At 67.9% G+C, this 22,421-nt stretch carries 21 protein-coding genes and 1 tRNA gene; 9 read left to right on the forward strand and 13 right to left on the reverse strand.

Annotated features, from left to right (window positions below):
* Positions 1 to 8: 8 nt before the first annotated feature.
* The 8 genes from mshC to ASD37_RS17125 all read right to left on the reverse strand — a co-directional run bounded on the left by mshC (position 9) and on the right by ASD37_RS17125 (position 6,149).
* Positions 9 to 1,247: a cysteine--1-D-myo-inosityl 2-amino-2-deoxy-alpha-D-glucopyranoside ligase gene (gene mshC, locus ASD37_RS17090; protein ID WP_056553747.1), complete on the reverse strand. Its 1,239-nt coding sequence runs from the start codon at positions 1,245 to 1,247 to the stop codon at positions 9 to 11.
* A 94-nt stretch (positions 1,248 to 1,341) separates the two neighbouring features.
* A complete protein-coding gene (locus tag ASD37_RS17095) occupies positions 1,342 to 2,049 on the reverse strand; it encodes a 3'(2'),5'-bisphosphate nucleotidase CysQ (protein WP_056555286.1) in 708 nt (235 codons plus the stop codon).
* Between the two features lie 66 nt (positions 2,050 to 2,115).
* On the reverse strand, positions 2,116 to 2,781 hold the full coding sequence (locus ASD37_RS17100; protein ID WP_056553749.1) for a GNAT family N-acetyltransferase: 666 nt from the start codon (positions 2,779 to 2,781) through the stop codon (positions 2,116 to 2,118).
* Between the two features lie 24 nt (positions 2,782 to 2,805).
* Entirely contained in the window at positions 2,806 to 3,645 is an 840-nt protein-coding gene (locus tag ASD37_RS17105; RefSeq protein WP_056553753.1) for an SCO1664 family protein, read from the reverse strand.
* The gene (locus ASD37_RS17110) at positions 3,629 to 4,216 is read right to left on the reverse strand and encodes a DUF3090 domain-containing protein (protein WP_056553756.1); all 588 of its coding nucleotides are present in this window, start codon (positions 4,214 to 4,216) and stop codon (positions 3,629 to 3,631) included. Before ASD37_RS17110 ends, ASD37_RS17105 begins: the two co-directional genes overlap by 17 nt.
* A gap of 75 nt (positions 4,217 to 4,291) precedes the next feature.
* A complete protein-coding gene (locus ASD37_RS17115) occupies positions 4,292 to 4,969 on the reverse strand; it encodes a histidine phosphatase family protein (protein WP_056553759.1) in 678 nt (225 codons plus the stop codon).
* Between the two features lies 1 nt (position 4,970).
* Positions 4,971 to 5,801 carry an undecaprenyl-diphosphate phosphatase gene (locus ASD37_RS17120; protein ID WP_056555290.1) on the reverse strand — a complete coding sequence of 277 codons (831 nt, stop codon included), beginning with the start codon at positions 5,799 to 5,801 and terminating at the stop codon, positions 4,971 to 4,973.
* A gap of 36 nt (positions 5,802 to 5,837) precedes the next feature.
* A complete protein-coding gene (locus ASD37_RS17125; RefSeq protein ID WP_056553762.1) occupies positions 5,838 to 6,149 on the reverse strand; it encodes a hypothetical protein in 312 nt (103 codons plus the stop codon).
* 88 nt (positions 6,150 to 6,237) lie between these two features.
* Between ASD37_RS17125 and ASD37_RS17130 the strand changes: the two genes are divergently transcribed.
* Genes ASD37_RS17130 through ASD37_RS17140 form a run of 3 tightly spaced genes read left to right on the forward strand, consistent with a single transcriptional unit; the run spans position 6,238 to position 8,613 of the window.
* Positions 6,238 to 7,269 carry a YncE family protein gene (locus tag ASD37_RS17130; protein WP_056553765.1) on the forward strand — a complete coding sequence of 344 codons (1,032 nt, stop codon included), beginning with the start codon at positions 6,238 to 6,240 and terminating at the stop codon, positions 7,267 to 7,269.
* 52 nt (positions 7,270 to 7,321) lie between these two features.
* Positions 7,322 to 7,552, forward strand: coding sequence for a DUF5703 family protein (locus tag ASD37_RS17135; RefSeq protein WP_369832365.1), 231 nt, complete (start codon positions 7,322 to 7,324; stop codon positions 7,550 to 7,552).
* On the forward strand, positions 7,552 to 8,613 hold the full coding sequence (locus ASD37_RS17140) for a quinone-dependent dihydroorotate dehydrogenase (RefSeq protein WP_056555293.1): 1,062 nt from the start codon (positions 7,552 to 7,554) through the stop codon (positions 8,611 to 8,613). Before ASD37_RS17135 ends, ASD37_RS17140 begins: the two co-directional genes overlap by 1 nt.
* A gap of 14 nt (positions 8,614 to 8,627) precedes the next feature.
* Here the strand turns inward: ASD37_RS17140 and ASD37_RS17145 are convergent, their stop codons facing one another.
* The gene (locus tag ASD37_RS17145) at positions 8,628 to 9,155 is read right to left on the reverse strand and encodes a YbhB/YbcL family Raf kinase inhibitor-like protein (protein WP_056553770.1); all 528 of its coding nucleotides are present in this window, start codon (positions 9,153 to 9,155) and stop codon (positions 8,628 to 8,630) included.
* Between the two features lie 31 nt (positions 9,156 to 9,186).
* Entirely contained in the window at positions 9,187 to 10,533 is a 1,347-nt protein-coding gene (locus tag ASD37_RS17150; RefSeq protein WP_056553773.1) for a M20/M25/M40 family metallo-hydrolase, read from the reverse strand.
* Positions 10,534 to 10,607: 74 nt separating this feature from the next.
* Here ASD37_RS17150 and ASD37_RS17155 point away from each other — a divergent pair.
* From ASD37_RS17155 to ASD37_RS32315, 3 genes are all read left to right on the forward strand, one after another.
* Positions 10,608 to 10,693: transfer RNA gene (locus ASD37_RS17155), tRNA-Leu, on the forward strand.
* 420 nt (positions 10,694 to 11,113) lie between these two features.
* Positions 11,114 to 11,602: a hypothetical protein gene (locus tag ASD37_RS17160; protein WP_056553775.1), complete on the forward strand. Its 489-nt coding sequence runs from the start codon at positions 11,114 to 11,116 to the stop codon at positions 11,600 to 11,602.
* Positions 11,599 to 11,910 (forward strand): hypothetical protein, encoded by a 312-nt coding sequence (locus tag ASD37_RS32315; protein WP_235568447.1) that lies wholly within the window; start codon positions 11,599 to 11,601, stop codon positions 11,908 to 11,910. Before ASD37_RS17160 ends, ASD37_RS32315 begins: the two co-directional genes overlap by 4 nt.
* Before the next feature lie 586 nt (positions 11,911 to 12,496).
* Here the strand turns inward: ASD37_RS32315 and ASD37_RS17170 are convergent.
* The 3 genes from ASD37_RS17170 to ASD37_RS17180 are packed head-to-tail and all read right to left on the reverse strand — an operon-like array spanning position 12,497 to position 19,080.
* Positions 12,497 to 13,591 (reverse strand): alpha/beta hydrolase fold domain-containing protein, encoded by a 1,095-nt coding sequence (locus tag ASD37_RS17170; RefSeq protein WP_056553779.1) that lies wholly within the window; start codon positions 13,589 to 13,591, stop codon positions 12,497 to 12,499.
* A 52-nt stretch (positions 13,592 to 13,643) separates the two neighbouring features.
* Positions 13,644 to 17,657 (reverse strand): bifunctional nitrate reductase/sulfite reductase flavoprotein subunit alpha, encoded by a 4,014-nt coding sequence (locus tag ASD37_RS17175; RefSeq protein WP_056553782.1) that lies wholly within the window; start codon positions 17,655 to 17,657, stop codon positions 13,644 to 13,646.
* Positions 17,658 to 17,661: 4 nt separating this feature from the next.
* Positions 17,662 to 19,080, reverse strand: coding sequence for a NarK/NasA family nitrate transporter (locus ASD37_RS17180; protein WP_056555296.1), 1,419 nt, complete (start codon positions 19,078 to 19,080; stop codon positions 17,662 to 17,664).
* A 186-nt stretch (positions 19,081 to 19,266) separates the two neighbouring features.
* Here ASD37_RS17180 and ASD37_RS17185 point away from each other — a divergent pair, with 186 nt between their 5' ends.
* From ASD37_RS17185 to ASD37_RS17195, 3 genes are read left to right on the forward strand one after another with little or no spacing between them, the layout of a single operon-like run.
* Positions 19,267 to 19,623 carry a hypothetical protein gene (locus tag ASD37_RS17185; RefSeq protein ID WP_056553785.1) on the forward strand — a complete coding sequence of 119 codons (357 nt, stop codon included), beginning with the start codon at positions 19,267 to 19,269 and terminating at the stop codon, positions 19,621 to 19,623.
* On the forward strand, positions 19,620 to 22,100 hold the full coding sequence (gene nirB / locus ASD37_RS17190) for a nitrite reductase large subunit NirB (RefSeq protein WP_255354884.1): 2,481 nt from the start codon (positions 19,620 to 19,622) through the stop codon (positions 22,098 to 22,100). Before ASD37_RS17185 ends, nirB begins: the two co-directional genes overlap by 4 nt.
* On the forward strand, positions 22,100 to 22,417 hold the full coding sequence (locus tag ASD37_RS17195; protein WP_056553788.1) for a Rieske 2Fe-2S domain-containing protein: 318 nt from the start codon (positions 22,100 to 22,102) through the stop codon (positions 22,415 to 22,417). The genes nirB and ASD37_RS17195 overlap by 1 nt, the downstream gene beginning before the upstream one ends.
* Positions 22,418 to 22,421: the final 4 nt, after the last annotated feature.

Here is a 22,421-nt window from a genome sequence, read left to right on the forward strand (position 1 = left end):
CCTCGTGACTAGAGCGCGACTCCGAGCAACGCGTCGACGGCCGCCGCCACCCGGCCGGGTGCCTCGACGTCGTCGCCGCCGTACTGCTGCGCGTCGGCAACCCAACCATCAAGTGCGGCAAGGGCTTTGGGAGTGTCGAGATCGTCGGCGAGGTACTGCCTGACCCTGGCGACCACGTCGGTGGCGTCGGGTCCGGACGGCAGGGCCGTCGCCGCGCGCCACCGGGCCAGCCGGTCCTGCGCCTCGGCGAGGACCGCGTCACTCCAGTACCGGTCGGAACGGTAGTGCCCGGCAAGCAGACCCAGCCGGATGGCGGCGGGGTCGACGCCCTCGGCACGAAGCTTCGACACCAGCACCAGGTTGCCTCGACTCTTGCTCATCTTGTGACCGTCCCAGCCGATCATCCCGGCGTGGACGTAGTGCCTGGCGAAACGTCGCTCCCCCGTGACCGATTCGGCGTGGGCGGCCGAAAACTCGTGGTGCGGGAAGATCAAATCGCTTCCGCCGCCCTGGAGGTCGAGCCCGGTGCCGATGCGGTCAAGAGCGATGGCGGCACATTCGACGTGCCACCCCGGCCGACCAGGACCGAACGGCGACGGCCAACTCGGCTCGCCCGGCCGCTCCGCACGCCACAGCAGCGCGTCCAACGCGTCGCCCTTGCCCGCCCGGTCGGGGTCCCCGCCCCGCTCGGCGAACAGCCGCAGCATGGTCTCGCGGTCGTACCCCGACTCGTAGCCGAACTGCGCAGTCGCGTCGGCCCGGTAGTACACGTCGGGATACTCGGCGTCCTCCACCACGTACGCCGCACCTGAGGCCAGCATCTTCTCCACCAGCTCGATCACCTCGGCGATCGCGTCGGTGGCGGCCACGTAGTCCTGCGGCGGAAGGACGCGCAGCGCCGCCATGTCCTCGCGGAAGAGCTGGGTCTCGCGGGCCCCGAGGTCGCGCCAGTCGATGCCGTCGCGCGCCGCCCGCTCGAACAGCGGGTCGTCGACGTCGGTGACGTTCTGGACGTAATGCACCCGATGGCCCGCGTCGAGCCACGCCCGGTAGACCAGGTCGAAGGTCAGATAGGTCGCCGCATGGCCCAGGTGGGTCGCGTCGTACGGCGTGATGCCGCACACGTACATGGTCGCTGTCTCACCCGCTGCCACCGGACGCACCTGTTGGTCGGCGCTGTCGAAGAGGCGCAACGGCGTTCCCACACCGGTGAGCTGCGGAACGGTCGGCGCAGGCCACGATTGCATGGCTACGACTCTAGGGTGTGCGTTCAGGTCAGCCTCCGACGGTGGTTGTTCGCAATGTGCGACAACGGGCAGAGCGAATCCATTCCCGGTTCACTCAAAACACCGACCGGATCGCCTCGAGCAGGGTGCCGGCAAGCTCCGGCCTGCACATCACGAAATCGGGTAGATACGGGTCGCGCCGGTTGTAGCGCAGCGGGGACCCGTCCAACCGCGAAGCGTGCAGACCCGCTGCCATGACCACCCCGGCGGGCGCCGCAGAATCCCACTCGTACTGACCGCCGGCGTGGACGTAGGCGTCGACGTCGCCCCGGACGACGGCCATGGCCTTGGCGCCTGCGGACCCGATGCCGACCAGTTCGACGTCGAGCATGTCCCGCAGCCACCACAGCACCGTGGGCGGGCGGTGGCGGCTCGTCGCGATCCGGATGGGGCCCGGCTCACGCGGCGGCGGTGCCGCCACGGTGTCACTGCGATACACCTCGCCGAGCGCGGGCAATCCGACCACGGCGTCGGTGATGTCGCCGTCCGATCCCGTCGTGCGCTGCCACAGCGCGATGTGCACCGCCCAGTCGGTGCGCCCCGGCGTCGAGAACTCCCGGGTGCCGTCGACGGGGTCGACGATCCACACCCGGTCGGCGCGGATCCGCGACAGGTCGTCGGCCGCCTCTTCGGAGAGGACGGCGTCGTCGGGCCGGTGCTCGTGGAGCCGGTTCAGGATCAGGGTGTTGGCACGCCGATCACCGGCGTCGCCGAGATCGTAGTAGTCGTCGAAGCCGATCTCGGCGCGCAGCGCGACGAGCATCCGACCGGCCTCGGCGGCCACCTCCGCGGCGAGCGCCGCATCGCTGATGTGGGGGCTAATCGGGTCCTACTTGGGCGTGACGCCGGGGGCGCGCACGACCATGGGCACCGCGGGGAAGTACGCCGCCATCTCCGAACGGCAGCGCCGCAGGGCGGCCGTCCCGAAACCGCGGTGACGGTGGTCGGGGTGAATCCAGACGCGGACGTTGACCTCGCCGCCGACGAGCTCACCGAAGACCATGCCGACCTTGTCGGCACCTTCCTCCGCGACGAACCACACCGCCTCTTCGTTGGAGACCCGGCCGAGCGCGGCGCTGATCTCGTCGTCGATGGAGCCCGCAGGCGCGCCCGACCCGTCGCCCGTGGCGCCGACGTCGGAAGTGCGGTCGACGAACAGGTCGCGGTCGGTGTCCGAGGAGAACACCCGCAGCGACAGACTCTCCCCCGAGCTGGCAGGCCGCTCGCCGAGGGTGAAGGTCAGCTGCTTGTTCAGATCCTCGAGTTCCTCGGCGATCTTGCGCCGCGAATCCCTGGTGAGCTGGTCGAACGAGATCGTCATCACGGCCTCGCCGCCCTTGGGCGAGGTGTCGAGCAGCGTCGCGATGGCCTCGACGGCGGCCGCTCTGTCACCGGCTTCGACGATCGCGTCGAGCACCTCGTGGCGGCGGTCGAGCGCCTTCTGGAGGGCGTCGGCGATCTCCCTGCGGGCGGCGGCGTGATCGTGATCAGTCATGACGACGAGCGTAGAACACGAAGGTCAGAACGCCGGCCACGGGATCGGCCTGCGCCGATCAGGCGACGGCATCACCGGGTTCTCCAGCAGACCAACGGTTCTGGCATACAGCGAGTCGATCTCGCGATTGGTGACGTGCGGCCGCAGCGTCTGGTCGAAATCACCGAGCAGCGCGTCCCGCAGGCCCGCGACGTCACGCAGCGTGTCGTCGTCGACCGGCTTGCCCGCCCACCCCCACAGCACCGTGCGGAGCTTGTCCTCGGTGTGCAGGCTGACACCGTGGTCGACGCCGTAGACCCCGCCGTCGACGCCAGCCAGGATGTGACCACCCTTGCGGTCGGCGTTGTTGATCAGGACGTCGAACACCGCCATCCGGCGCAGGCGCGCGTCGTCGGCGTGGACGAGGGTCACCTCGTCACCGGCGTAGTCGTAGGCCTGCACAACGGGCAGGAAGCCGGGCGGCACGTGACCGGCGGGCAGCAGGTCGACCAGGTCGGGGCTGGCGTTGAGATCCTCGTCGGCCGTGTCGTCGACCTCGGTGTCGTCGAGGACGTCACCGGGCTGGTCGACCCACCGCTGCACCATCCCGCGCCCCGCCGGTCCGTCCCGAAGGACGGTGTACGGCACCACGTTCCAACCCAACGCCGCCGACACCAGGTACGCCGACACCTCGCGGCCCGCGAGGGTGCCGTCGGGAAAGTCCCACAGCGGCGCCTCGCCGGCGACGGGCTTGTACACGCAGTGCGCCAGCCGATCGTCGAGACGTGCCTCGCACAGGAACGTGGCGTTGCTCGCCGAGCGGATGCGGCCGAGGACCGTCAGCGTGCCGCTACGAAGTGCCTCGTCCTCAGAAGTCGGTGTCATCGTCGGATTCCGCCAGGGCACCTCGTCGGTAGCCGTTGGTGCGCACACAGATGTGTCCCGCGGGATCCAGTGGCTCGTCGCAGAGCGGGCACGGCGGCCGACCCGCGGAGATGACGCGGTTGGAGCGGGCGGCGAACTCGCGCGCCGACTCCGGGGTCAGGAACACCCGGACCGCGTCGGGACCGTCCTCGGCGTCGTCGAGCACCACCGACGCGTCGAACTCCGTCTCCGACACCGCGAGCAGTTCCACGACCACGGTCTCGGCCTCGGAGTCCCAGCCCAAACCCATCGTGCCGACGCGGAACTCCGCGTCGACCGGCGTGATCAGAGGGCTCAGGTCCTCGACTTCGGTCGTCTCCGGCGGCACCGGGGTGCCGAAGCGGCGGTTGATCTCGAGCAGCAGCGCGGCGATCCGCTCGGCGAGCACCGCCACCTGTTGCTTCTCCAGGATCACCGAGACGACTCGCTCGTCGTGCACGGCCTGAAGGTAGAACGTCCGGTCGCCAGGTTGCCCGACGGTCCCGGCCACGAATCGGTCGGGTGAGCGGAAGACGTGAATCGAACGGGCCATGACACCTCCCAAAATACCGGTATGGGGGCCGCAGCCGTAATTCGACGGACGGCGCGGGCGGGGCGATCGAACGGGTCAGTCGGTGGAACCACCCACGACGGCGTCACCCGAGGGCTCGGGTTTGGCCAGGAGCGCGGCGGTCAAGGCGGGGCCCGTGTGGTTGACGTGAAGCACGAATGGGCGCGCCGAGGTGTACCGGATGACGCTCATGGACGCGGGGTCGGCGGTGATGCGCTGGAAGTTGTCCAGATGGCTCCCCACCGCGTCCGCGATGATCGACTTGATGACGTCGCCGTGCGTACAGGCAATCCACAGAACGTCGCCTTCGTGCTGCTCGGCGAGGGTGCGGTCGTGTTCGCGGATCGCCGCGACGGCCCTGGCCTGAACCTGCGCCAGCCCCTCCCCGTCGGGGAACACCGCGGCGCTGGGCTGCTGCTGGACCACCGCCCACAGCGGCTCCTTGAAGAGGTCGCCGATCTTGCATCCGGTCCACGCGCCGTAGTCGACTTCGGAGAGCCGCTCCTCGACCACGGGTTCCAGCCCGAGTGCCGCGGCAAGGGGCGCCACCGTTCGCTCACAGCGCAGAAGCGGCGACCTCACGATCGCCTTGATCGGAAGGTCGGCGACACGGGCGACCACCGCTTCGGCTTGTTCACGGCCCTTGTCGTCGAGGTCGACCCCCTCGGAGCGACCAGCGAGGGTGTGCGCGGTGTTCGACGTCGACCGACCGTGTCGGAGCAGGATGACCGTCATCTCACTGCGCCGCGATCGTGCCGGTGCCCAGCAGGACGAGCAGTGCCGCCCCGAGGATCACGCGGTACCCGACGAACCAGTACATGCCGTGGCGCACCAGGAATTTCAGGAACCAGGAGACCGCCGCGAGACCCACCACGAAGGCGATGGCGACCGAGACCGCGAGCTGCGGCCCCGACGCGCTCATCCCCCGCCCGTCGGGGTGGAAGGCGTCGGGCAGCGAATACAGCCCCGAGGCCAAGACGGCGGGAATGGCCAGCAGGAAGCCGAAGCGGGCGGCTGCCTCGCGCTCCTGGCCCATGAACAGGCCGGCGCTGATGGTCGCGCCCGACCGGGACACCCCTGGGATCAGGGCCAAGCATTGGGAGACGCCGATGACGATGCTGTCCTTCCACGTGAACTGCTCTATTGGCCGGGTTTGCTTGCCGAAGTACTCGGCGGCGGCGATGACGGCGGAGAACACGATCAGGGCCGTGGCGATGATCCAGAGGTTGCGGACGTCGTCGCGGATGTAGTGCTTGAAGATCAGCCCGGCCGCGCCGATCGGGATGGTGCCGATGATCACCCACCAGCCCAGCCAGTAGTCGGAGGTCCGGCGGGAGGAATCGCGCAGGCCGCCGAACCACGCCACCAGGATGCGGCCGATGTCCTTGGCGAAGTAGATCAGCACCGCGAGCTCGGTGCCCAGCTGACTGACCGCGGTGAACGACGCGCCGGCGTCGTCGGCGAAGAAGATCTGCGACACGATCGCCAGATGGCCGGAGCTGGACACCGGAAGAAACTCGGTCAGGCCCTGGACCACCGACAACACGACCACCTGCAGCCACGACATGTCCATCACGCCGACGACCGTACCGTGGGCTCACCGTCAGCGAGCTGTGCGCGGCACCGGCTGAGCCTCGTTGACGGCGTCGCGCACGGCCGCCGTCAAGCTGCGCTCGTCGGCAACGTCCACGTGCGCGAGACTGCGACTCGCGGCGGCGACGACGTCCTCCTGCTGAGGGACGGGGCCCGTCAGCCGCGGGCGGTACACCTCGACGTTGAGCTGTTGCCGGTCGACGTGGAAGGAGAAACTCCTGCCGTCGCCGACTCGGCCAAACCCGCTGGCGTGCATGCCAGTCGACACGACCTCGACGCCGAACTCGCTTCCGGACATGTCGTCGACGGTTGCCCGGCCCATGTCCGAACCATACCGCCGGGGCATTTCCGCGGCGTGCCTAAACTGGCCTTTCATTCGCCATTCCCATCGCACCGTTGAGGTCTACCCTTTGCCATCGCTCACAACACCGAGGCGTCGCCTGGTTCACAGCGTCGCCGTGCTCGTGACGACGGTTGCCCTCGCGTCCTGTGGGTCCAAGGCCGCCGACAGTCCCCCACCGACCATCTCGCCCGCGCAAGCGGCCGTCTCCCCCGCGGCGGCCGAGGCGCCGGCCGGGTCGGTGCGTCCGCTGGCCGGGCGTGGTGAGGCCGTCGTCTTCGACGCCGCCACGTCGTCTTCCGTCGTTCTGAGCAGTGACGCCGCGGGCGGCTCGGCCCTGGTCACGTTCCCGCTCACGGGCCCGTCCCGCACCGTCGCGCTGCCCAGCCCGGCGACCGCGATCGTCGGCGACGGCAGCGGGACGGTGTACGCGGCGACCAAGGGCGGCTACTTCGCGGTGAACCTCGGCGCGGGCGACGCGGTGGCCAGATTGGACGTCGACGGCGAAGACGACACCGACTTCACCGCCATCACCCGCCGCGCAGACGGCAAGATCGTCCTCGGCAGCGCATCCGGAGCGGTCTACACGCTGAGCTCCGCCACGGCGGTCGGAGCTCGACTCCAGATCTTCGCCCACGTCGATGCGCTTGTCGCAGAAGGCGACACGGTCGCGGTGCTGGACAGGGGCCAGACGTCGGTCACGACGGTCGACCCGTCGGGCACCAGGCAGCAGCACGCCCTTCGCGCCGGCGAGGGAGCCACCACCATGGCCGCCGACCCGGCGGGCCGCATCCTGGTGGCCGACACCCGCGGGCAGGCCCTGCTGGTGTTCGGCGCCGACCCGCTGATGTTGCGGCAGCAGTATCCGGTGCCAGGTGCGCCGTTCGCCCTGGCCGGCTCGTCGCGGCTGGCCTGGGTGTCGCAAACTGCGACGAACACCGTCGTTGGTTACGATCTGGCGACCGGAATACCCGTCGAAAAGGTGCGTTATCGAACCGTGCAGCAGCCGAACTCCATGACATACGACGACAAGACCGGGACGCTCTTCGTGGTGTCCGGATCGGGTGCTGGCGTGCAAGTGATCCCGGGGGCTGGCCGATGAGCGCTTGCGCGAAGAGAAAGTCGCCGGAGTGAGTGGCCATCAGCGCGGACGCATGCCCGCCGCGTGGGAAGCCGACCTCTCCGACGACTACGAATGGGTGCCACTGCGGCTGCCTCCCGATGTGACGCGGGTGTCCGCGTCGGTCCGGTTGTCGATCGAAGCCGAGTATCGAGGGTGGGAGCTGACCAGGGTGCGCCTGTACACCGACGGAAGTCGTCGAGTTCTGTTGCGGCGCAGGAAGTCTGCCGTGTGGGCCGGCGTCGACGGTCAGCCCGCCTCGTGATCTACCGCGCGCTGCGACGAATCTTCTTCCTGGTCCCACCCGAGCGAATCCACACCCTGGTGTTCGCGTTCCTGCGGCTGATCACCGCGCTCGGGCCGCTGCGCCGGATCCTGGCCAAGTGGCTGGCCCCGCACGATCCCGTCCTCGCCAGCACCGTGTTCGGCGTGCGGTTCCCAGGACCGGTTGGTCTCGCCGCCGGCTTCGACAAGGACGGCACCGGCCTGAACACGTGGGGCGCCTTGGGTTTTGGCTACGCGGAAGTCGGCACCGTCACCGCGCACCCGCAGCCGGGCAACCCCGCCCCGCGCATGTTCCGGCTGCCCGAGGACCGGGCGCTGCTCAACCGGATGGGCTTCAACAACCACGGTGCGGGTGAGCTGGCGCTGAGGTTGAGCCGCCACGACTCCGAGGTGCCCATCGGGGCCAACATCGGCAAGACGAAGGCGACACCGGCCGAGGACGCCGTTGCCGACTACACCGAAAGCGCCCGCCTCGTCGGTCCGCTCGCGTCATTCCTCGTCGTCAACGTCAGCTCCCCCAACACCCCCGGCCTTCGCGATCTGCAAGCGGTCGAATCGTTGCGTCCGATCCTGGCCGCCGTCCGCGCCGAGACCACGACCCCGGTGCTGGTGAAGATCGCACCCGACCTGTCGGACTCCGACGTGGACGACATCGCCGATCTCGCAGTCGAACTCGGCTTGGCGGGCATCGTCGCCACCAACACCACCATCTCGCGGGCCGGCCTCGCCACCCCGGGGGTCGACGAGTTGGGCGCTGGCGGCATCTCCGGGGCGCCCGTCGCCCACCGCTCCCTCGAGGTGCTGCAGCGCCTGCACGGCCGCGTCGGCGACCGACTGGTGCTCGTCAGTGCCGGCGGCATCGAAACCGCCGACGACGCCTGGGAGCGCATCACCGCCGGCGCGTCACTGCTGCAGGGCTACACCGGCTTCGTCTACGGCGGAGGGTTGTGGGCCAAGCACATTCACGACGGCCTTGCCCAACGGCTGCATGCCGGCGGCTTCACGTCGCTGGCCGAGGCCGTCGGGTCGGCCGCGCGCTAACGCCCCGCCGGGTGCTACTTCTGCTCGTAGGTGCCCATGATGACGGCGCGGGCGATGGCGTGGCTGAACAGGTTGAAGCCCAAGTAGGCCGGCGTCGCGCCCTCGGGGATGTCCAACTTCTCGACGTCGACGGCGTGCACGGCGATGAAGTAGCGGTGCGGGCCGTGACCGGCGGGCGGGGCGGCACCGATGAAGCGCTTGAGGCTGGCGTCGTTGGCAAGGGTGATCGCGTCGCCGGGGAACCCGCTGTGACTGCCGTCGCCAACACCCTCGGGCAGCTCTGTCACGGTCGCCGGCAGGTTGGCCACCGCCCAGTGCCAGAAGCCCGATGCGGTCGGGGCGTCGGGGTCGTACATCGTCACCGCGAAGCTGCGGGTCGTCTCGGGGAATCCCGACCAACTCAGCTGCGGGGAGACGTCGGAACCGCCTGCGCCCATGATGCCGCTGACCTGATCGTTCGACAGCGGCTGGCCGTCGGTGACCGAGGTCGACGTCAGGGTGAAGGTCGGCAGCTTGGGGAGGTTGTCGTACGGGGTGCTCATCAAGATCCTTTCGATGGAACTCTGGTGGTGGTCAGCAGTTCAGCAGGAAGCATTCGAGAACCTCGGTGCCGAACGTCAGCGATTCGACGGGTACCCGCTCGTCGACGCCGTGGAACAACGCGGCGAAGTCCAGTTCCGGCGGCAGCCGCAAGGGGATGAAGCCGAAGCACCGAATACCAAGGCGGGCAAAGTGTTTCGCATCGGTGCCACCCGACAGCATGTACGGCACGATGCGCGCGTCCGGGTCGACCGCCAGCAGTGCGGCGTTCATGGCGTCGACCAGGTCACCGTCGAAGGTGGTCTCGTAGGCGGGCAGGTCTGTGATCCACTCCCGGGTGACGTCGGGGCCGATCAGCTCGTCGACGGTGGCCTCGAACTCCCCCGCATGGCCGGGCAGGATCCGGCAGTCCACCACCGCCTCGGCCGAGCCAGGGATGACGTTGGCCTTGTAGCCGGCCTTCAGCATCGTCGGGTTCGCCGAGTCGCGCAGCGTCGCACCGACGATGCGCCCGATCGGACCCAGCTTGGCGACCACGCCGTCCAGATCCGGCGAATCGGGGTCGAAGGAGTGCCCGGTCTCCTCGCCGACGGCGGTCAGGAACTGCGCGACGGTGTCGGTGAGCACGATGGGAAACTGGTGGCGACCAAGCCGGTCCACCGCGCCTGCGAGGGTCGTGACGGCGTTGTCGTCGTGGACGAACGAGCCGTGCCCCGCACGGCCGCGCGCGGTGAGCCGCATCCACCGCATGCCCTTCTCGGCGGTCTCGATCAGGTACAGGCGCTTGTCGCCCCCGTCTCGGTGCGGCACCGTCAGCGAGAACCCGCCCACTTCGCCGATCGCCTCGGTGACGCCCTCGAAGAGGTCGGGACGGTTCTCGACCAACCACCCGCAGCCGTACTTGCCGCCCGCCTCCTCGTCGGCGACGAAGGCGAACACCAAGTCCCGCGGCGGCACGGTGCCCGTGCGCTTCAAGTGCCGCGCGACGGCGATCATCATGCCGATCATGTTCTTCATGTCGATCGCGCCGCGCCCCCACACGTAGCCGTCGGAGACCGCACCCGAGAACGGGTGCACGCTCCAGTCGGCGGCCTCGGCGGGAACCACGTCGAGATGCCCGTGCACGAGCAGCGCGCCCCGGCTGGAGTCCGCACCGCGCAGCCGGGTGACGACGTTCCCCCGGCCCGGGGCGCCGGACTCCACGTACTCGCATTCGTACCCGACTTCGGTGAGCTGCTCTGCCACCCAGCGGGCGCAATCGGCCTCGCCCTTGGTGGTTTCGAGCTCGCCGGTATTGGACGTGTCGAACCTGATCAGCGAGCTCACGAGCTCGACGACCTCGTCGTGTGGGCCGGGGGAACCGGGGAGAACGTCAGTCACGGCACCATTCGTACCACTGCCCCCGATCCCGCGTTTTGGTCCGGGCACCGAAATCCGTTAGCCTTAGCCCGCTTGTCCGAGTGGCGGAATGGCAGACGCGCTAGCTTGAGGTGCTAGTGCCCTACTAATGGGCGTGGGGGTTCAAGTCCCCCCTCGGACACAACTAAGAATCGCGCAGCGCCGCAGCTAGACCGCGGTTATGCGGCGCTGTCGGCGACGTTCAACGAGCCTGGCGACCGCAATCCCTACGCCGCTGGCCGCTGGTCCTCACGAAGCTGTGGATGAGCGGATACCGCCGTCGATTCTCACGGGCCGTGTAATTTTCTCGGCCGCGATGTCGTCTGTCTGTCGTTTTGGACACCGGTGTGAGACCAGTTGACTTACGCCGTGACACCACCTCGTCTCTCGGGTCGGCCGAGTTCGGGATGACTGACGTACCACTGCGGCATAATTCCTGGCCGGAGGGTTCGCGGCGCCGGGCGACTCGACGGTCGGCAAGCCGGCGCACTGGTTCCGCCGGATGAGGGATGCGATTGATGGACGACGTTCGCGGCGAGCCGCTGGGAGAGCGGGGCTAGCCATGCCATACGACTACTTCGACGCCGTTCCCAACTACACCGACACTTTTCCCGATTACAGAAGGCTGGCCCGCGAAGCCGGACAGAACATCGCCGCCACCAGGCCGCTGGCGCACAACGGCCGGGCGTTCTGGAAGCTCACCGACGCCGACAGCGGAGCACTGGCCTGGCTCGCATTCACCCGGCCGGATGTGCGGTCGCCGCTAATCCGGCGCAAGGTGTGGACATTGATCCCGCACCTGCAGGTATTCATGGCGAACTGGTTCGTGAGCGTCGACCACGAGCTCGCCGATCAGAGCCAGTGGATATATACGAATATCGACATTTATGAGGCGCGCGAACTGGCACTGCTGGTGCCGCAGCCGACTGCCGGGGACATGAAGCGGATCACCCGGCCCGAAGCGGTGCTGACCCTCGACGACATCGACCGGCACAACGTGACGACCGTACTGGGCAAGGGGACTGCACAAGCGTTGAAGGCTCGGCGATGACTCACCCGAGCAAACAGGGATTCTGGGAGTGGGCGTACGACGACCTGCTCTCTAACACAAACCGCGGCGTGCTGGCTGAGTACATCGTGGCCACAGCGCTCGGCATTCACGACGCGAAGCGCGTCGAATGGGACCAGTACGACCTCAAGATCGGCGATGTCAAGGTAGAAGTGAAATCAGCTGCCTACGTGCAAACATGGGAGCAAACCCGGCTATCAACGATCAAGTTCGGCATCCGCCCCGCAAAGGGCTGGGATTCCCGCACCAACATCTCAGCGACCCTTGCACAGCGAAGCGCGGACGTGTAGGTCTTCTGCCTGCTCGAAGGTGAGGACCGCGATCACATCAAGCCGCTCGACGTCGCGCAATGGAAGTTTTATGTGGTGCCCAAGAGCAAGCTCGACCGAAACATGCCGGAGCAGAAGACGATTGGACTCGGACCGCTGATAGAAAAATTCGGTCCGCGGGAGTGTGTCTACGAAGAACTCAAGGCCGCCATTCACAAGGCTGCAGCGGAGAATCGCAGCAGCTGACGAATTCCTCGTCGAGTTTCCGTTCGCCGTGGTTGCCGCCGGTCCGGTCCGCGCAGTGGTACGTCGGCGGTAGGAACCTTCAGCGGCACCGTGTTGACCGTGCCTTCGGTTGCGGAAAGTGAGGGCAGCGCCCTTCGCACCGCCACGTCTAGCGCCTGGACGATGAGGCCGGGTCGGCCGTGGGGTGTCACGCCGCCAACGGTCGTGGACACCGTTTGTACACAAACCTGCCGGAAACACGGACATCTCGGGTGAACTACAGAGATGTGTTTCAGAGCTGGTCGGCGTTTTGTAGTCCTGACCTGGGAGGTCTGTGGGGGTTCAAGTCCCCCCTCGGACACTCTTTTCTCTTCAGCGCTGGTCAATCCAGCGTTCTGCTCACCCCGCGAGCGAAGTCGACGACGTCGTGCAGGGCCCGTTCGAAGAGGTCGGGCACGAACGCTCCCATCAACTGCTCGCAGGCGTGGCCGACACCGTTGTAGGTGTGGCCGGTGGCGTCGACTCCCGCCCGCTGCAGTGCCCGCAGGAACGCCAGTCCCTCGTCGCGCAGCGGGTCGATCTCGTCGGTGGTGACGACGTGCGGCGGCAGACCCCGCAGATCCTCCTCACTCGCGTAGTACGGCCACGCCAGCGGGTTGGTGGTGTGCTCCCCAGTGGGGTCGTAGAGGGCCGCCATGAGCGTCATCACCGACGGGCTGAGGATGTAGCCCTCGTTCTCGACGAGTGACGGCAGCGCGGGATTGGGAACGTCGTAACCGCCGTAGACGAACGGCACCTGTGCGTACACCCCGTCGACGTGGTCCAGCCTGCCCTCGCGCTTGGCCTTGAGCGCCGTCGCGATCGACAGGTTGCCGCCGCCCGATTCGCCCGTCACGACGATCGACGTCAACCCGAGGCCCTCGCGCTGCGCGTGCATCCAGTCCAGCGCGCTGGCGCAATCGTTCAGGCCGGCGGGGAACGGATGCGGCCCGAGCGCGCCGCCGGAGTTGCGGAACTCCACCCCGACGACGACGCATCCGCGGGCCGCCAGATGCTCGCGCCACAGCGCGGCGCCCTTGTCGACTGCGGAGAGGATGGCCATGCCGCCGCCGTGCAGATGCAGCAGGCCCGGCAAGGGCATCGACACCCCGATCGGGCGATGCACGTACAACGCGATGTCGTTGCCGTCGACCCCGGTGATGGTGAGGTTCCGGGTTTCGACGCCCTGGGCGGCAGGGACGTCGGCGAGCAGCGCGCCGAACAGTCCGTCGAACCCCTGCTCGGTGGCCGCTGCGACGGCAAGCAGATCCTCCAGCGGGGAGTCCCTGGTGACGGACAACTCGGGTGCCTTCGCGTCGAGGCCGAAGGGAGCGATGGCCGCCAGCATTCGGGGATCGGCGCGTGGATCGGTGCGCATTTCCATGGTCGGGTCGCCAAGGCGGCCCGGCAGATTCACGTTCACGGTAGGTGCGGCCATGAACTGAAAACCTACACCTACGAGGTGACGGTCACGGGTGGTCGCCGGCGGGTCAGTACACGTCCCGCACATAGCGTTTGGTGGCGACGAGCTCGCGCTTGTAGTCGTGTGCCCCTTCGCTCGACAGCCCCCCGTGCTCGCGGATGACCGCGGTCAACGCGTCGTCGACGTCCTTGGCCATCCGACTCGCGTCACCACAGACGTAGAAGTGGGCGCCGTCCTCGAGCCAGCGCCACAGGTCGGCCCCGTAGTCGCGAATCTTGTGCTGCACGTACACCCGTTGGGGCTGGTCGCGCGAGAACGCCAAGTCCAGCCGGCTCAACAGGCCGTCGGCGACCATGTCCTCGAGATCGTCACGGTAGTAGAAGTTCTCGGCGCGATGCCGATCACCGAAGAAGAGCCAGTTGCGCCCGGTGTGTCCCAGCGCACGGCGCTCCTGGAGGAAGCCGCGGAAGGGTGCGACGCCGGTACCCGGACCCACCATGATCATCGGCGCCGAGCCGTCCTCGGGCGGCCGGAAGTGCGGTGACGGCTGCAGGAACACCGACGCCCGCGACGCCCGATCGGCGAGGAACGTCGAGCACACTCCCCCGCGCCGTTGCCCGTCACCGCCCCGATACCGGACGACCGACACGGTCAGCTGAATCTCGTGCGGGCTGACCAGCGGGCTGCTCGAAATCGAGTACGACCGCGGTGTCAGCCGCACCAGGGCGTCTTGCCACTGCTCCGGCTCGGCGCGGACGGCGAACTCGGTGACGACGTCGACCCCGTCGCGGCCTCGAAGCCACTCGTCCAACTCGGCGCGGCTGCGACGCAGGGTCCGTAGCGATCCCGCGGCTGCTGCACTCCCCTCGACGACGAAGTCGAGAAGGTTCGGCGTGACGCGACAGATGTCGTAGCGCGACGTCAACGCCTCGCCAAGCGCCATGTCGACGCCGTCGACCTCGATCACGTCGTCGGCGGCCAACCCGGTCGCGTCGAGCCAGCGCCGCACCGTCTCCTCCGCGTTGACGGGATAGACGCCCAGCGCGTCCCCGACGGCATAGGCGACGCCGTGCTCGGAGACGTCGAAACCGAACTGCCGCACCTCCTTTGCCGCGCCCGGCGTGGTGAGCAACACGTTGCGACTCAGCGGCGCGTCGACGGGGCTGGTCCTGGTGAACGGTGCCGTGGGACGCACCGGCGCCGGGGTTGCGCCGGCACCGACCAGAGCGGACACCTTCTGAGTCCACTTCGTCATCGGCTCGTCGTCGTAGGCCTCGCAGTCGACGCGTTCGGTCAGCTGGGTGGCCCCCAACTCGGTGAGCCGGACGTCCACGGCCCTGGCGTGCCCGCAGAAGTCGTCATACGACCGGTCGCCGATGCCCAGCACCGCGTACCGCACGCCGTCCAGTGCCGGCGCGTCGGCCGCCGCCAGGCGCGTCCAGAAGTCGGCGCCGTTGTCCGGCGGTCCCCCGTCACCGAAGGTGCTGGTGACGATGAGAACCTCACCCGCATCGGCCAACTCGGAAAGCTGACAGTCGTCCATGTTCATCACCGTGGCCGGCCCGAGACCGTCGGCCACCCGCGCAGCGAAGTCCTCGGCGGTCCCGGTTTGCGACGCCCAGAGCACCAACGGCCGGGGGCCGATCGGCGCACCGGTTCGGTCGGCCGGGTCGATTCTGGAGTACCGTCCCGCGAGCATCCCGTCGACGTAGCGCCGCACAACGGATCCCACCGGAGCCTCGGCCGGCAGCACCGGAACACCCTCGACGTTCGCCGGCAGGGCGTGGAAGAACCCTGCCAGGTATTGCTTCTCGGCCTCGGCGAGGACCGGCACGGGTTGGTCGTCGAGCCCGAGCACCGAGCCGATCGAGTCGATCCGACCGGTCGGCTCGGGTGGCGGCCCGGCGGCCCGCACCCTCACCGCGCACGCCTTGAACTCGGGCTGCAGCGAAACCGGGTCGACGGCGTCCGAGGTGACCGCGTTGACGGCAAGGTACTCACCGTGCTCGTCGTTCCAGTGAAACGGCGCAAAGCAATTGCCCGGCCGGACCCGGTCGGTCACCACCGCGGGGAGCACCGCGCGCCCGCGCCGCGACGCGAGTTCGACGGGCTGACCGTCGATGATGTCGCGTGCCTCGGCGTCAAGCGGGTGGATCTCCACGAACGGCCCACGGTCGAGCTTGTTGAGCTTGGCCACCTTCCCGGTCTTGGTCATGGTGTGCCATTGATGTTGCAGGCGACCGGTGTTCAACACCATCGGATAGTCGTCGTCGGGCAGCTCACTGGCGGTCATGTGCGGTCGGGGGTGGAAGGCCGCGCGCCGCGACGGGGTCGGGAAGGCCAGCTTCGGGCGGTGTCCGTCGCCGTCGACGAACAGGTCCTGGCTCACGCCGTCGTTCAGATAGCGAATGGGGTGGCGGTCGACGTCTCCACCCGGTTCACCGGGCGACGGCGCCGGCCACTGCACCGGGCCCTGCCGAAGACGGTCGTGAGTGACGCCCCGGAGGTCGTAACCGGTTCGCGGGTTCGAGAATTCGCGGATCTCGTCGAATACCTCCGACGCCGACGCGTACCCGAAGTGCTCGCCGAAGCCGAGCGCCCCGGCGACCTGGCAGATCAGCTGCCAGTCGGGTCTGGCGTCGCCGTGGGCGGGGATGGACTGCGGCAGCAGCGTCATGGTGCGATCCGAGTTGACCATCACCGCGTCCGCCTCGGCCCACAACGTCGCAGGCAGGACGATGTCGGCGTAGTGGTTGGTCGCCGTCGTCCGGTAGGCGTCCTGGGTGACGACGAGCTCCGCCGACTCGAGACCGGTGATCACCGTCTTGCGGTTGGCCACGCTGGCAACCGGATTGGTGCAGATGATCCAGCACGCCTTGATGTCGCCGTCGGCCATCTGCCTGAACATGTCGACCGTTCCAGGGCCGACGTCGGTACGGATGGTGCCAGCTTCGAGCTGCCACGCCCGTTCGACGAACGCACGGTCCCCGGCCGAGGTCACGACCCGCTGGCCGGGCAGTCCCGGCCCCATGTAGCCCATTTCGCGGCCGCCCATGGCGTTCGGTTGCCCCGTCAACGACATGGGTCCGCTACCCGGCCGACAGATGGCACCGGTGGCCAGATGGAGGTTGCAGATGGCGTTGGTGTTCCACGTGCCATGGGTGCTCTGGTTGAGTCCCATCGTCCAGCAACTCATCCACTCCCCGGAGTCGGCGATCATCCGCGCCGCCAGCCGAATGTCGGCCTCGGCCAAGCCGGTGATCTCCGCGACGACGTCGGGCGGATAGTCCGCGAGGAAGGCCGGCATCGCGTCCCAGCCCTCGGTGTGTTCGGCGATGAAGGCGGCGTCGACGTCACCGGATTCGACCAACAGGTGCAGGATGCCGTTGAGCAGCGCGAGATCCGTACCGGGGGCGATCTGGAGGAAGAGGTCGGCCTTCTCCGCCGTCGACGTGCGGCGCGGGTCGACGACGACGAGCTTGGCCCCGGCCTTGAGGCGTTCGGCCATGCGCAGGAACAGGATCGGATGACAGTCGGCCATGTTCGACCCGATGACGAAGAACAGGTCGGCGGCGTCGAAGTCGGTGTACGACCCCGGCGGGCCGTCCGCGCCCAGCGACTGCTTGTAACCCGTGCCCGCGCTCGCCATGCACAGCCGCGAGTTCGACTCGATGTGGACCGTCCGCAGGAAGCCCTTGGCCAACTTCGTCGCCAGATACTGTGCCTCGATCGACATTTGACCCGACACGTACAGCGCCACCGAGTCGGGGCCGTGTTCATCGACGATCGCCCGTAGCCGCCGGCCGGCTTCGGCGACGGCCTCGTCGACCGGCGTCACCACGGGTTGCTCGCCACGCGACGGACGTACCAGGGCCGCGCTCAACCGGTCGCCGTCGGCGGCCATCAGCTCGGCATGGGTGGCGCCCTTGGTGCACAGCCGACCGAAATTGCTGGGGTGCAACGCATCCCCCGACACCCTCGCGATTACCGGCTTGCCGTCAGCGGTGTCGGTTCGAGTCTGCACCTCGATGCCACAGCCGACACCGCAATACGAGCACGCGGTCCTGGTCGTGACGGTCACGGGATCAGCCCGCGGCAACGGGTTCAGCGGACTTGCCGACGGGCATGCCGGTGTGGGCCCGAGTTTGCATCCTCAGGAACACGAACCAGGTCGTCACCGCACAGACCACGTAGAAGCCCAGGAAGACCCAGAACGCGTTGGTCGCGGACTTCGCGTCGCCGACGTAGGACGCCCTGAGCACGATGTTGATGAAGACGCCGCCCAGCGCGCCGACGGCACCGGCGAACCCGATCAGCGCACCCGACATGCTGCGCGACCACGACGCCTTCTCCTCGCGGCTCAAGCCCTCCTTGCCCTGAGCCTTCGCCTCGAAGATCGACGGAATCATCTTGTAGGTGGAACCATTTCCGATGCCGGACAGGATGAACAGCAGGATGAAGCCGACGACGTAAGCGGCCAGTTGCCCGCCGGTGGGTGCTCCGGTGGCGGCGTCGTCCAGCACGCCCGCTCCGACCAGGATGCCCGCGGCGAAGATCATCGCGACGAAGACGTACAGCGTCACCTTGCCGCCGCCGATGCGGTCGGCGAGCTTGCCGCCGAACGGTCGTGCGACGGACCCCAGCAGCGGTCCGATGAACGCGATCTGCGCGGCGTGCAACGACGCTTGCGCGGCGGTGTCGCCGCCGGCCAGGTAGTTGATCTGCATGACCTGCCCGAACGCAAAGCTGAAGCCGATGAACGAGCCGAAGGTGCCGATGTAGAGGAAGCTCATCACCCAGGAGTGCTTGTACCGCAACGCTTCTACCATCGCTCCGAGGTTGGAGCGCTGATTGCGGAGGTTGTCCATGAAGAACGCCGCACCGAGGGCGGCGAGGGCGATTGCGACGAGGTAGATCGCGCAGACGATCTCGGGTGCGGTGTTGCTGATCGCCGAGATCACGAACAATCCGATGAGCTGGATGACCGGAACGCCGATGTTCCCGCCGCCGGCGTTGAGCCCCAGTGCCCAACCCTTGAGCCGCTGGGGGTAGAACGCGTTGATGTTGGTCATCGACGAGGCGAAGTTACCGCCACCGAAGCCGGCGAACGCCGCCACGACCATGAACGTCGTATACGAGGTGTCGGGCTGCTTCATCACCCACAGCGTCAGCACCGTCGGGATCAGCAGCAACAGCGCGCTGATGACGGTCCAGTTGCGGCCGCCGAAGCGGGCCGGGGCGACGGTGTACGGAATCCGCATGAACGCGCCGACCAGTGTCGGCATCGCCACCAGGTAGAACTTGCCTGCGGCGTCGATGTGATAGACGGCCTGCGGCATGAACAGCACCATGACCGACCAGATGGACCAGATCGAGAAGCCCACGTGCTCGGCGACGATGGACCAGATCAGGTTGCGCTTGGCGACGTCCTTTCCACCTGCGTCCCAGGCGGCGACGTCTTCTGCGTCCCAGTGTTCTATGTTGCGGTCGCGGGTGAGCGGCATCACTGATTCTCCTTGGAAGGTGTTGAATCAGGTTTACGGTCAGGCCATTCCGCATCCGTTGCCCGGCCGTGTCGACTGTGTCAACACTGCCTCACACGTGTCACCGGGTGCAGGTGAGGCGATCGTGTCCACAGTGGACGTACCGACGAAACGATGCCGAAACACGGTCGACCTAGCTTCGGTGCGATGAGCGATGGCAGCACACCGGTCTTTCTGCAAGGTCCATTCGCGTTCGAGGGCAAGGGCTTGGACGAGCCGCTGTTGATCGACGACTCGCTGCGCTACGTCGTCCCGGCGGGCACGACGACCCAACCCGTCTACTTTCGCGGCGGCAACTCCACCGAGGACATGATCTCGGTCGTGCTGTTCTGCAACGGAAAGCCGTTGCGCTACTTCCCCATTGGCGCGAAGAACGCCACCCACGTCGCACTGAGGGTGGTTGAGGACCTGCTCGCCGACTCGGTTCTCGAACTTCACGTCGCCGCACCACGCGGGTGCACCGGAACGGTCGTCGTCGACCTCGGCCTGGTGCAGATCCAGTGACCGACGTCGTCCGCCGCAAGCTCGTCGTCGTCGGCAACGGGATGGCCGGCATCAGGGCGGTCGAGGAGATTCTCGCTCGCGCCGGGTCGGAATCATTCGACATCACCGTCTTCGGTGACGAGCCCTACGGGAACTACAACCGAATCCTGTTGTCCAACGTTCTCGCTGGCAGCGACGACCCCAGCGAGATCTACCTCAACGAGGTCGACTGGTACGCCGAGAACGGGATCAGCCTCAGGGCCGGCGTCAGGGTGGTGCGCGTCGACCCCTATGCCCGCATCGTGCACTCCGACGACGGCGCCGCCACCCGGTACGACAAGCTCATCCTGGCCACCGGCAGCCGGTCGTTCTTCCCGCCGATGGCCGGTTTGTGGGCCGACGACAAGAACCTCACCGACGGCGTCTTCGGCTTCCGGACCCTCGACGATTGCGTCGGCATGATCACCGAGGCCGCGCACCGCACCAAGGCGGTCGTGATCGGCGGCGGACTGCTCGGCCTCGAGGCCGCCCGCGGACTGCAGAACCGCGGATTGGCCGTCGACGTCGTCCATGCCGGACCCACGTTGATGAATGCCCAACTCGACGACCCCGCCGGGGTGATCCTGCGCAGTTCCGTCGAAGGCGTCGGAATCCGGGTGCACGTCGACAAGCGCACCACGGAGGTGACCACGTCGGACGACGGCCGGCTCACCGGCATCGTGTTCGCCGACGGCACGTCGATCGACTGCGACATGCTCGTCGTCGCCACGGGCATCCGGCCGAACGTCGGGCTGGCACAACGCGCCGGACTGACCGTCGAACGCGCCATCGTCGTCGACGACCACATGCGCTCGGTCGACGACGACGACGTCTACGTCGTCGGCGAATGCGCCCAGCACCGGGGCCAGGTCTACGGGCTGGTGGCGCCGCTATGGGAACAGGCCGCCGTCCTCGCCGACCACCTGACAGGCGCCAACACCGTTGCGGCATATCACGGTTCGCGCACCGCAACGAAGCTCAAGGTCGCCGGGGTCGACGTCGCGTCGATGGGGCTGAAGGGCCCGGAACTGCCCGACGACGAGTTCGTCCAGTTCTCCGAACCACGGCGGGGGGTGTACAAGACGATCGTCATCCGCGACGGCAAATTGGTCGGCGCCACCCTGGTCGGGGACGTCAGCAAGGTGTCGTTCCTGACCCAAGCCTTCGACAGCGGACTGCCGCTGCCCGACGAACGCGTCTCGATGCTGTTCGACATCGGCACGCCCGCCGTGGCGGTCGGAGTCTCCGAGCTGTCCGACGACTCGCAGGTCTGCAATTGCAACGGCGTCTCGAAGGGCGCGCTGGTGGCCTGCGTGCGCGGCGGCGAGAACACCGTCACCGGAGTCATGAAGGCGACCAAGGCGGGCAAGGGCTGCGGCTCGTGCAAGCAACTCGTCGCCCAGGTGGTGGAGTGGGCGGCCGGCGGTGCGGTCACCGAAGACCCGTCGGCCAGTTGGTACGTCCCCGGCATCCCGTACGACAAGCCGACGCTGATGACCATGATCCGAGAACTCCAATTGCATTCCGTGTCATCGGTGTTCGCCGCCTTGGCGCCCGACGGCAGGCATGACGCCGGCTCGAAGATGGGGTTGGCCTCACTGCTGGAGACGATGTGGGCCGATGAGTTCGTCGACGAGCGGGACGCCCGCTTCGTCAACGATCGGGTGCACGCCAACATCCAGCGCGACGGGACGTTTTCGGTGGTCCCGCAGATGAAGGGCGGGGTCACCGATTCGCACCAGCTGCGCACGATCGCCGACGTCGCCGACAAGTACGACGTCCCGATGATCAAGCTCACCGGAGGTCAGCGCATCGACCTGCTCGGCATCAAGAAGGAGGATCTGCCCGCGGTGTGGGCGGACCTCGACATGCCGTCGGGATTCGCGTACGGCAAGAGCTTTCGCACCGTGAAGACCTGCGTCGGCAGCGACTTCTGCCGCTTCGGCGTCGGCGACTCGACGGCGCTGGGCATCGCCATCGAGGAACGCTTCCAAGGGCTGGCGAGCCCGGCCAAGATGAAGCTCGCCGTCACCGGGTGTCCCCGCAACTGCGCGGAGGCACTGTGCAAGGACCTCGGCGTCGTCGCGGTGGACGGCGGCCGGTGGGAGATCTACGTCGGAGGTGCCGCAGGCGCGCACATCCGCAAGGGCGACCTGCTCGCCACCGTCGACGACGCCGCGGAGGTCATGACGCTGACCGGTCGCTTCCTGCAGTACTACCGGGAGAGCGCGAACTGGCTGGAGCGCACCTACGCGTGGGTGCCTCGGGTCGGCATCGAGCACATCAGGGCCGTGGTCGTCGACGACGCCGACGGACTGGCGGCGCAGCTGGACGCCCACATGGCGAGATCCGTTGCCGCCTACCGTGACCCGTGGCTGGACGGACGCGAGCCCGCGAGTGAGGGGCAGTTCCGGTCATCGCTGCCGTTGCTGCCGCTCCCCCAGGTTCCGGTGCGATGATGAGCTACGTCACGGTCGGACGGGTCGAGGAGATTCCGGTCGGCGAGGGACGCACCTTCGCCGTCGGCGGTGAGCAGATCGCCGTCTACCGCATGCGGGACGGCACGCTACGGGCGCTTGGCGCTGTGTGTCCGCACCGAGGCGGCCCGCTGGCCGACGGGCTCACCGACGACGACTTGGTGGTATGCCCGCTGCATGGCCGAACCTACGACCTCACCAGCGGTGCCGAGACGACCGGCAGTGGGCCGGGCGTCCGCACGCATCCCGTGCGTCTGGAGGACGACGGCTCGATCCTGCTGAGCCGCGAATGCGGTTGAGCCG

This window comes from Mycobacterium sp. Root135, assembly GCF_001426545.1.
Taxonomy (GTDB): Bacteria; Actinomycetota; Actinomycetes; order Mycobacteriales; family Mycobacteriaceae; genus Mycobacterium.

Bases quoted from the DNA above. Each gene is read 5' to 3' on its own strand.
- ASD37_RS17195 (WP_056553788.1), top strand. From the start codon at position 22,100: ATGAGCTACGTCACGGTCGGACGGGTCGAGGAGATTCCGGTCGGCGAG.
- ASD37_RS17105 (WP_056553753.1), bottom strand. From the start codon at position 3,645: ATGACACCGACTTCTGAGGACGAGGCACTTCGTAGCGGCACGCTGACG.
- ASD37_RS17145 (WP_056553770.1), bottom strand. From the start codon at position 9,155: ATGAGCACCCCGTACGACAACCTCCCCAAGCTGCCGACCTTCACCCTG.
- ASD37_RS17110 (WP_056553756.1), bottom strand. From the start codon at position 4,216: ATGGCCCGTTCGATTCACGTCTTCCGCTCACCCGACCGATTCGTGGCC.
- ASD37_RS17170 (WP_056553779.1), bottom strand. From the start codon at position 13,591: ATGGCCGCACCTACCGTGAACGTGAATCTGCCGGGCCGCCTTGGCGAC.
- ASD37_RS17185 (WP_056553785.1), top strand. From the start codon at position 19,267: ATGAGCGATGGCAGCACACCGGTCTTTCTGCAAGGTCCATTCGCGTTC.
- ASD37_RS17125 (WP_056553762.1), bottom strand. From the start codon at position 6,149: ATGGGCCGGGCAACCGTCGACGACATGTCCGGAAGCGAGTTCGGCGTC.
- ASD37_RS17100 (WP_056553749.1), bottom strand. From the start codon at position 2,781: ATGACTGATCACGATCACGCCGCCGCCCGCAGGGAGATCGCCGACGCC.
- ASD37_RS17180 (WP_056555296.1), bottom strand. From the start codon at position 19,080: ATGCCGCTCACCCGCGACCGCAACATAGAACACTGGGACGCAGAAGAC.
- ASD37_RS17135 (WP_369832365.1), top strand. From the start codon at position 7,322: ATGCCCGCCGCGTGGGAAGCCGACCTCTCCGACGACTACGAATGGGTG.
- ASD37_RS17095 (WP_056555286.1), bottom strand. From the start codon at position 2,049: ATGCTCGTCGCGCTGCGCGCCGAGATCGGCTTCGACGACTACTACGAT.
- mshC (WP_056553747.1), bottom strand. From the start codon at position 1,247: ATGCAATCGTGGCCTGCGCCGACCGTTCCGCAGCTCACCGGTGTGGGA.
- ASD37_RS32315 (WP_235568447.1), top strand. From the start codon at position 11,599: ATGACTCACCCGAGCAAACAGGGATTCTGGGAGTGGGCGTACGACGAC.
- ASD37_RS17115 (WP_056553759.1), bottom strand. From the start codon at position 4,969: ATGACGGTCATCCTGCTCCGACACGGTCGGTCGACGTCGAACACCGCG.
- ASD37_RS17120 (WP_056555290.1), bottom strand. From the start codon at position 5,801: ATGTCGTGGCTGCAGGTGGTCGTGTTGTCGGTGGTCCAGGGCCTGACC.
- ASD37_RS17160 (WP_056553775.1), top strand. From the start codon at position 11,114: ATGCCATACGACTACTTCGACGCCGTTCCCAACTACACCGACACTTTT.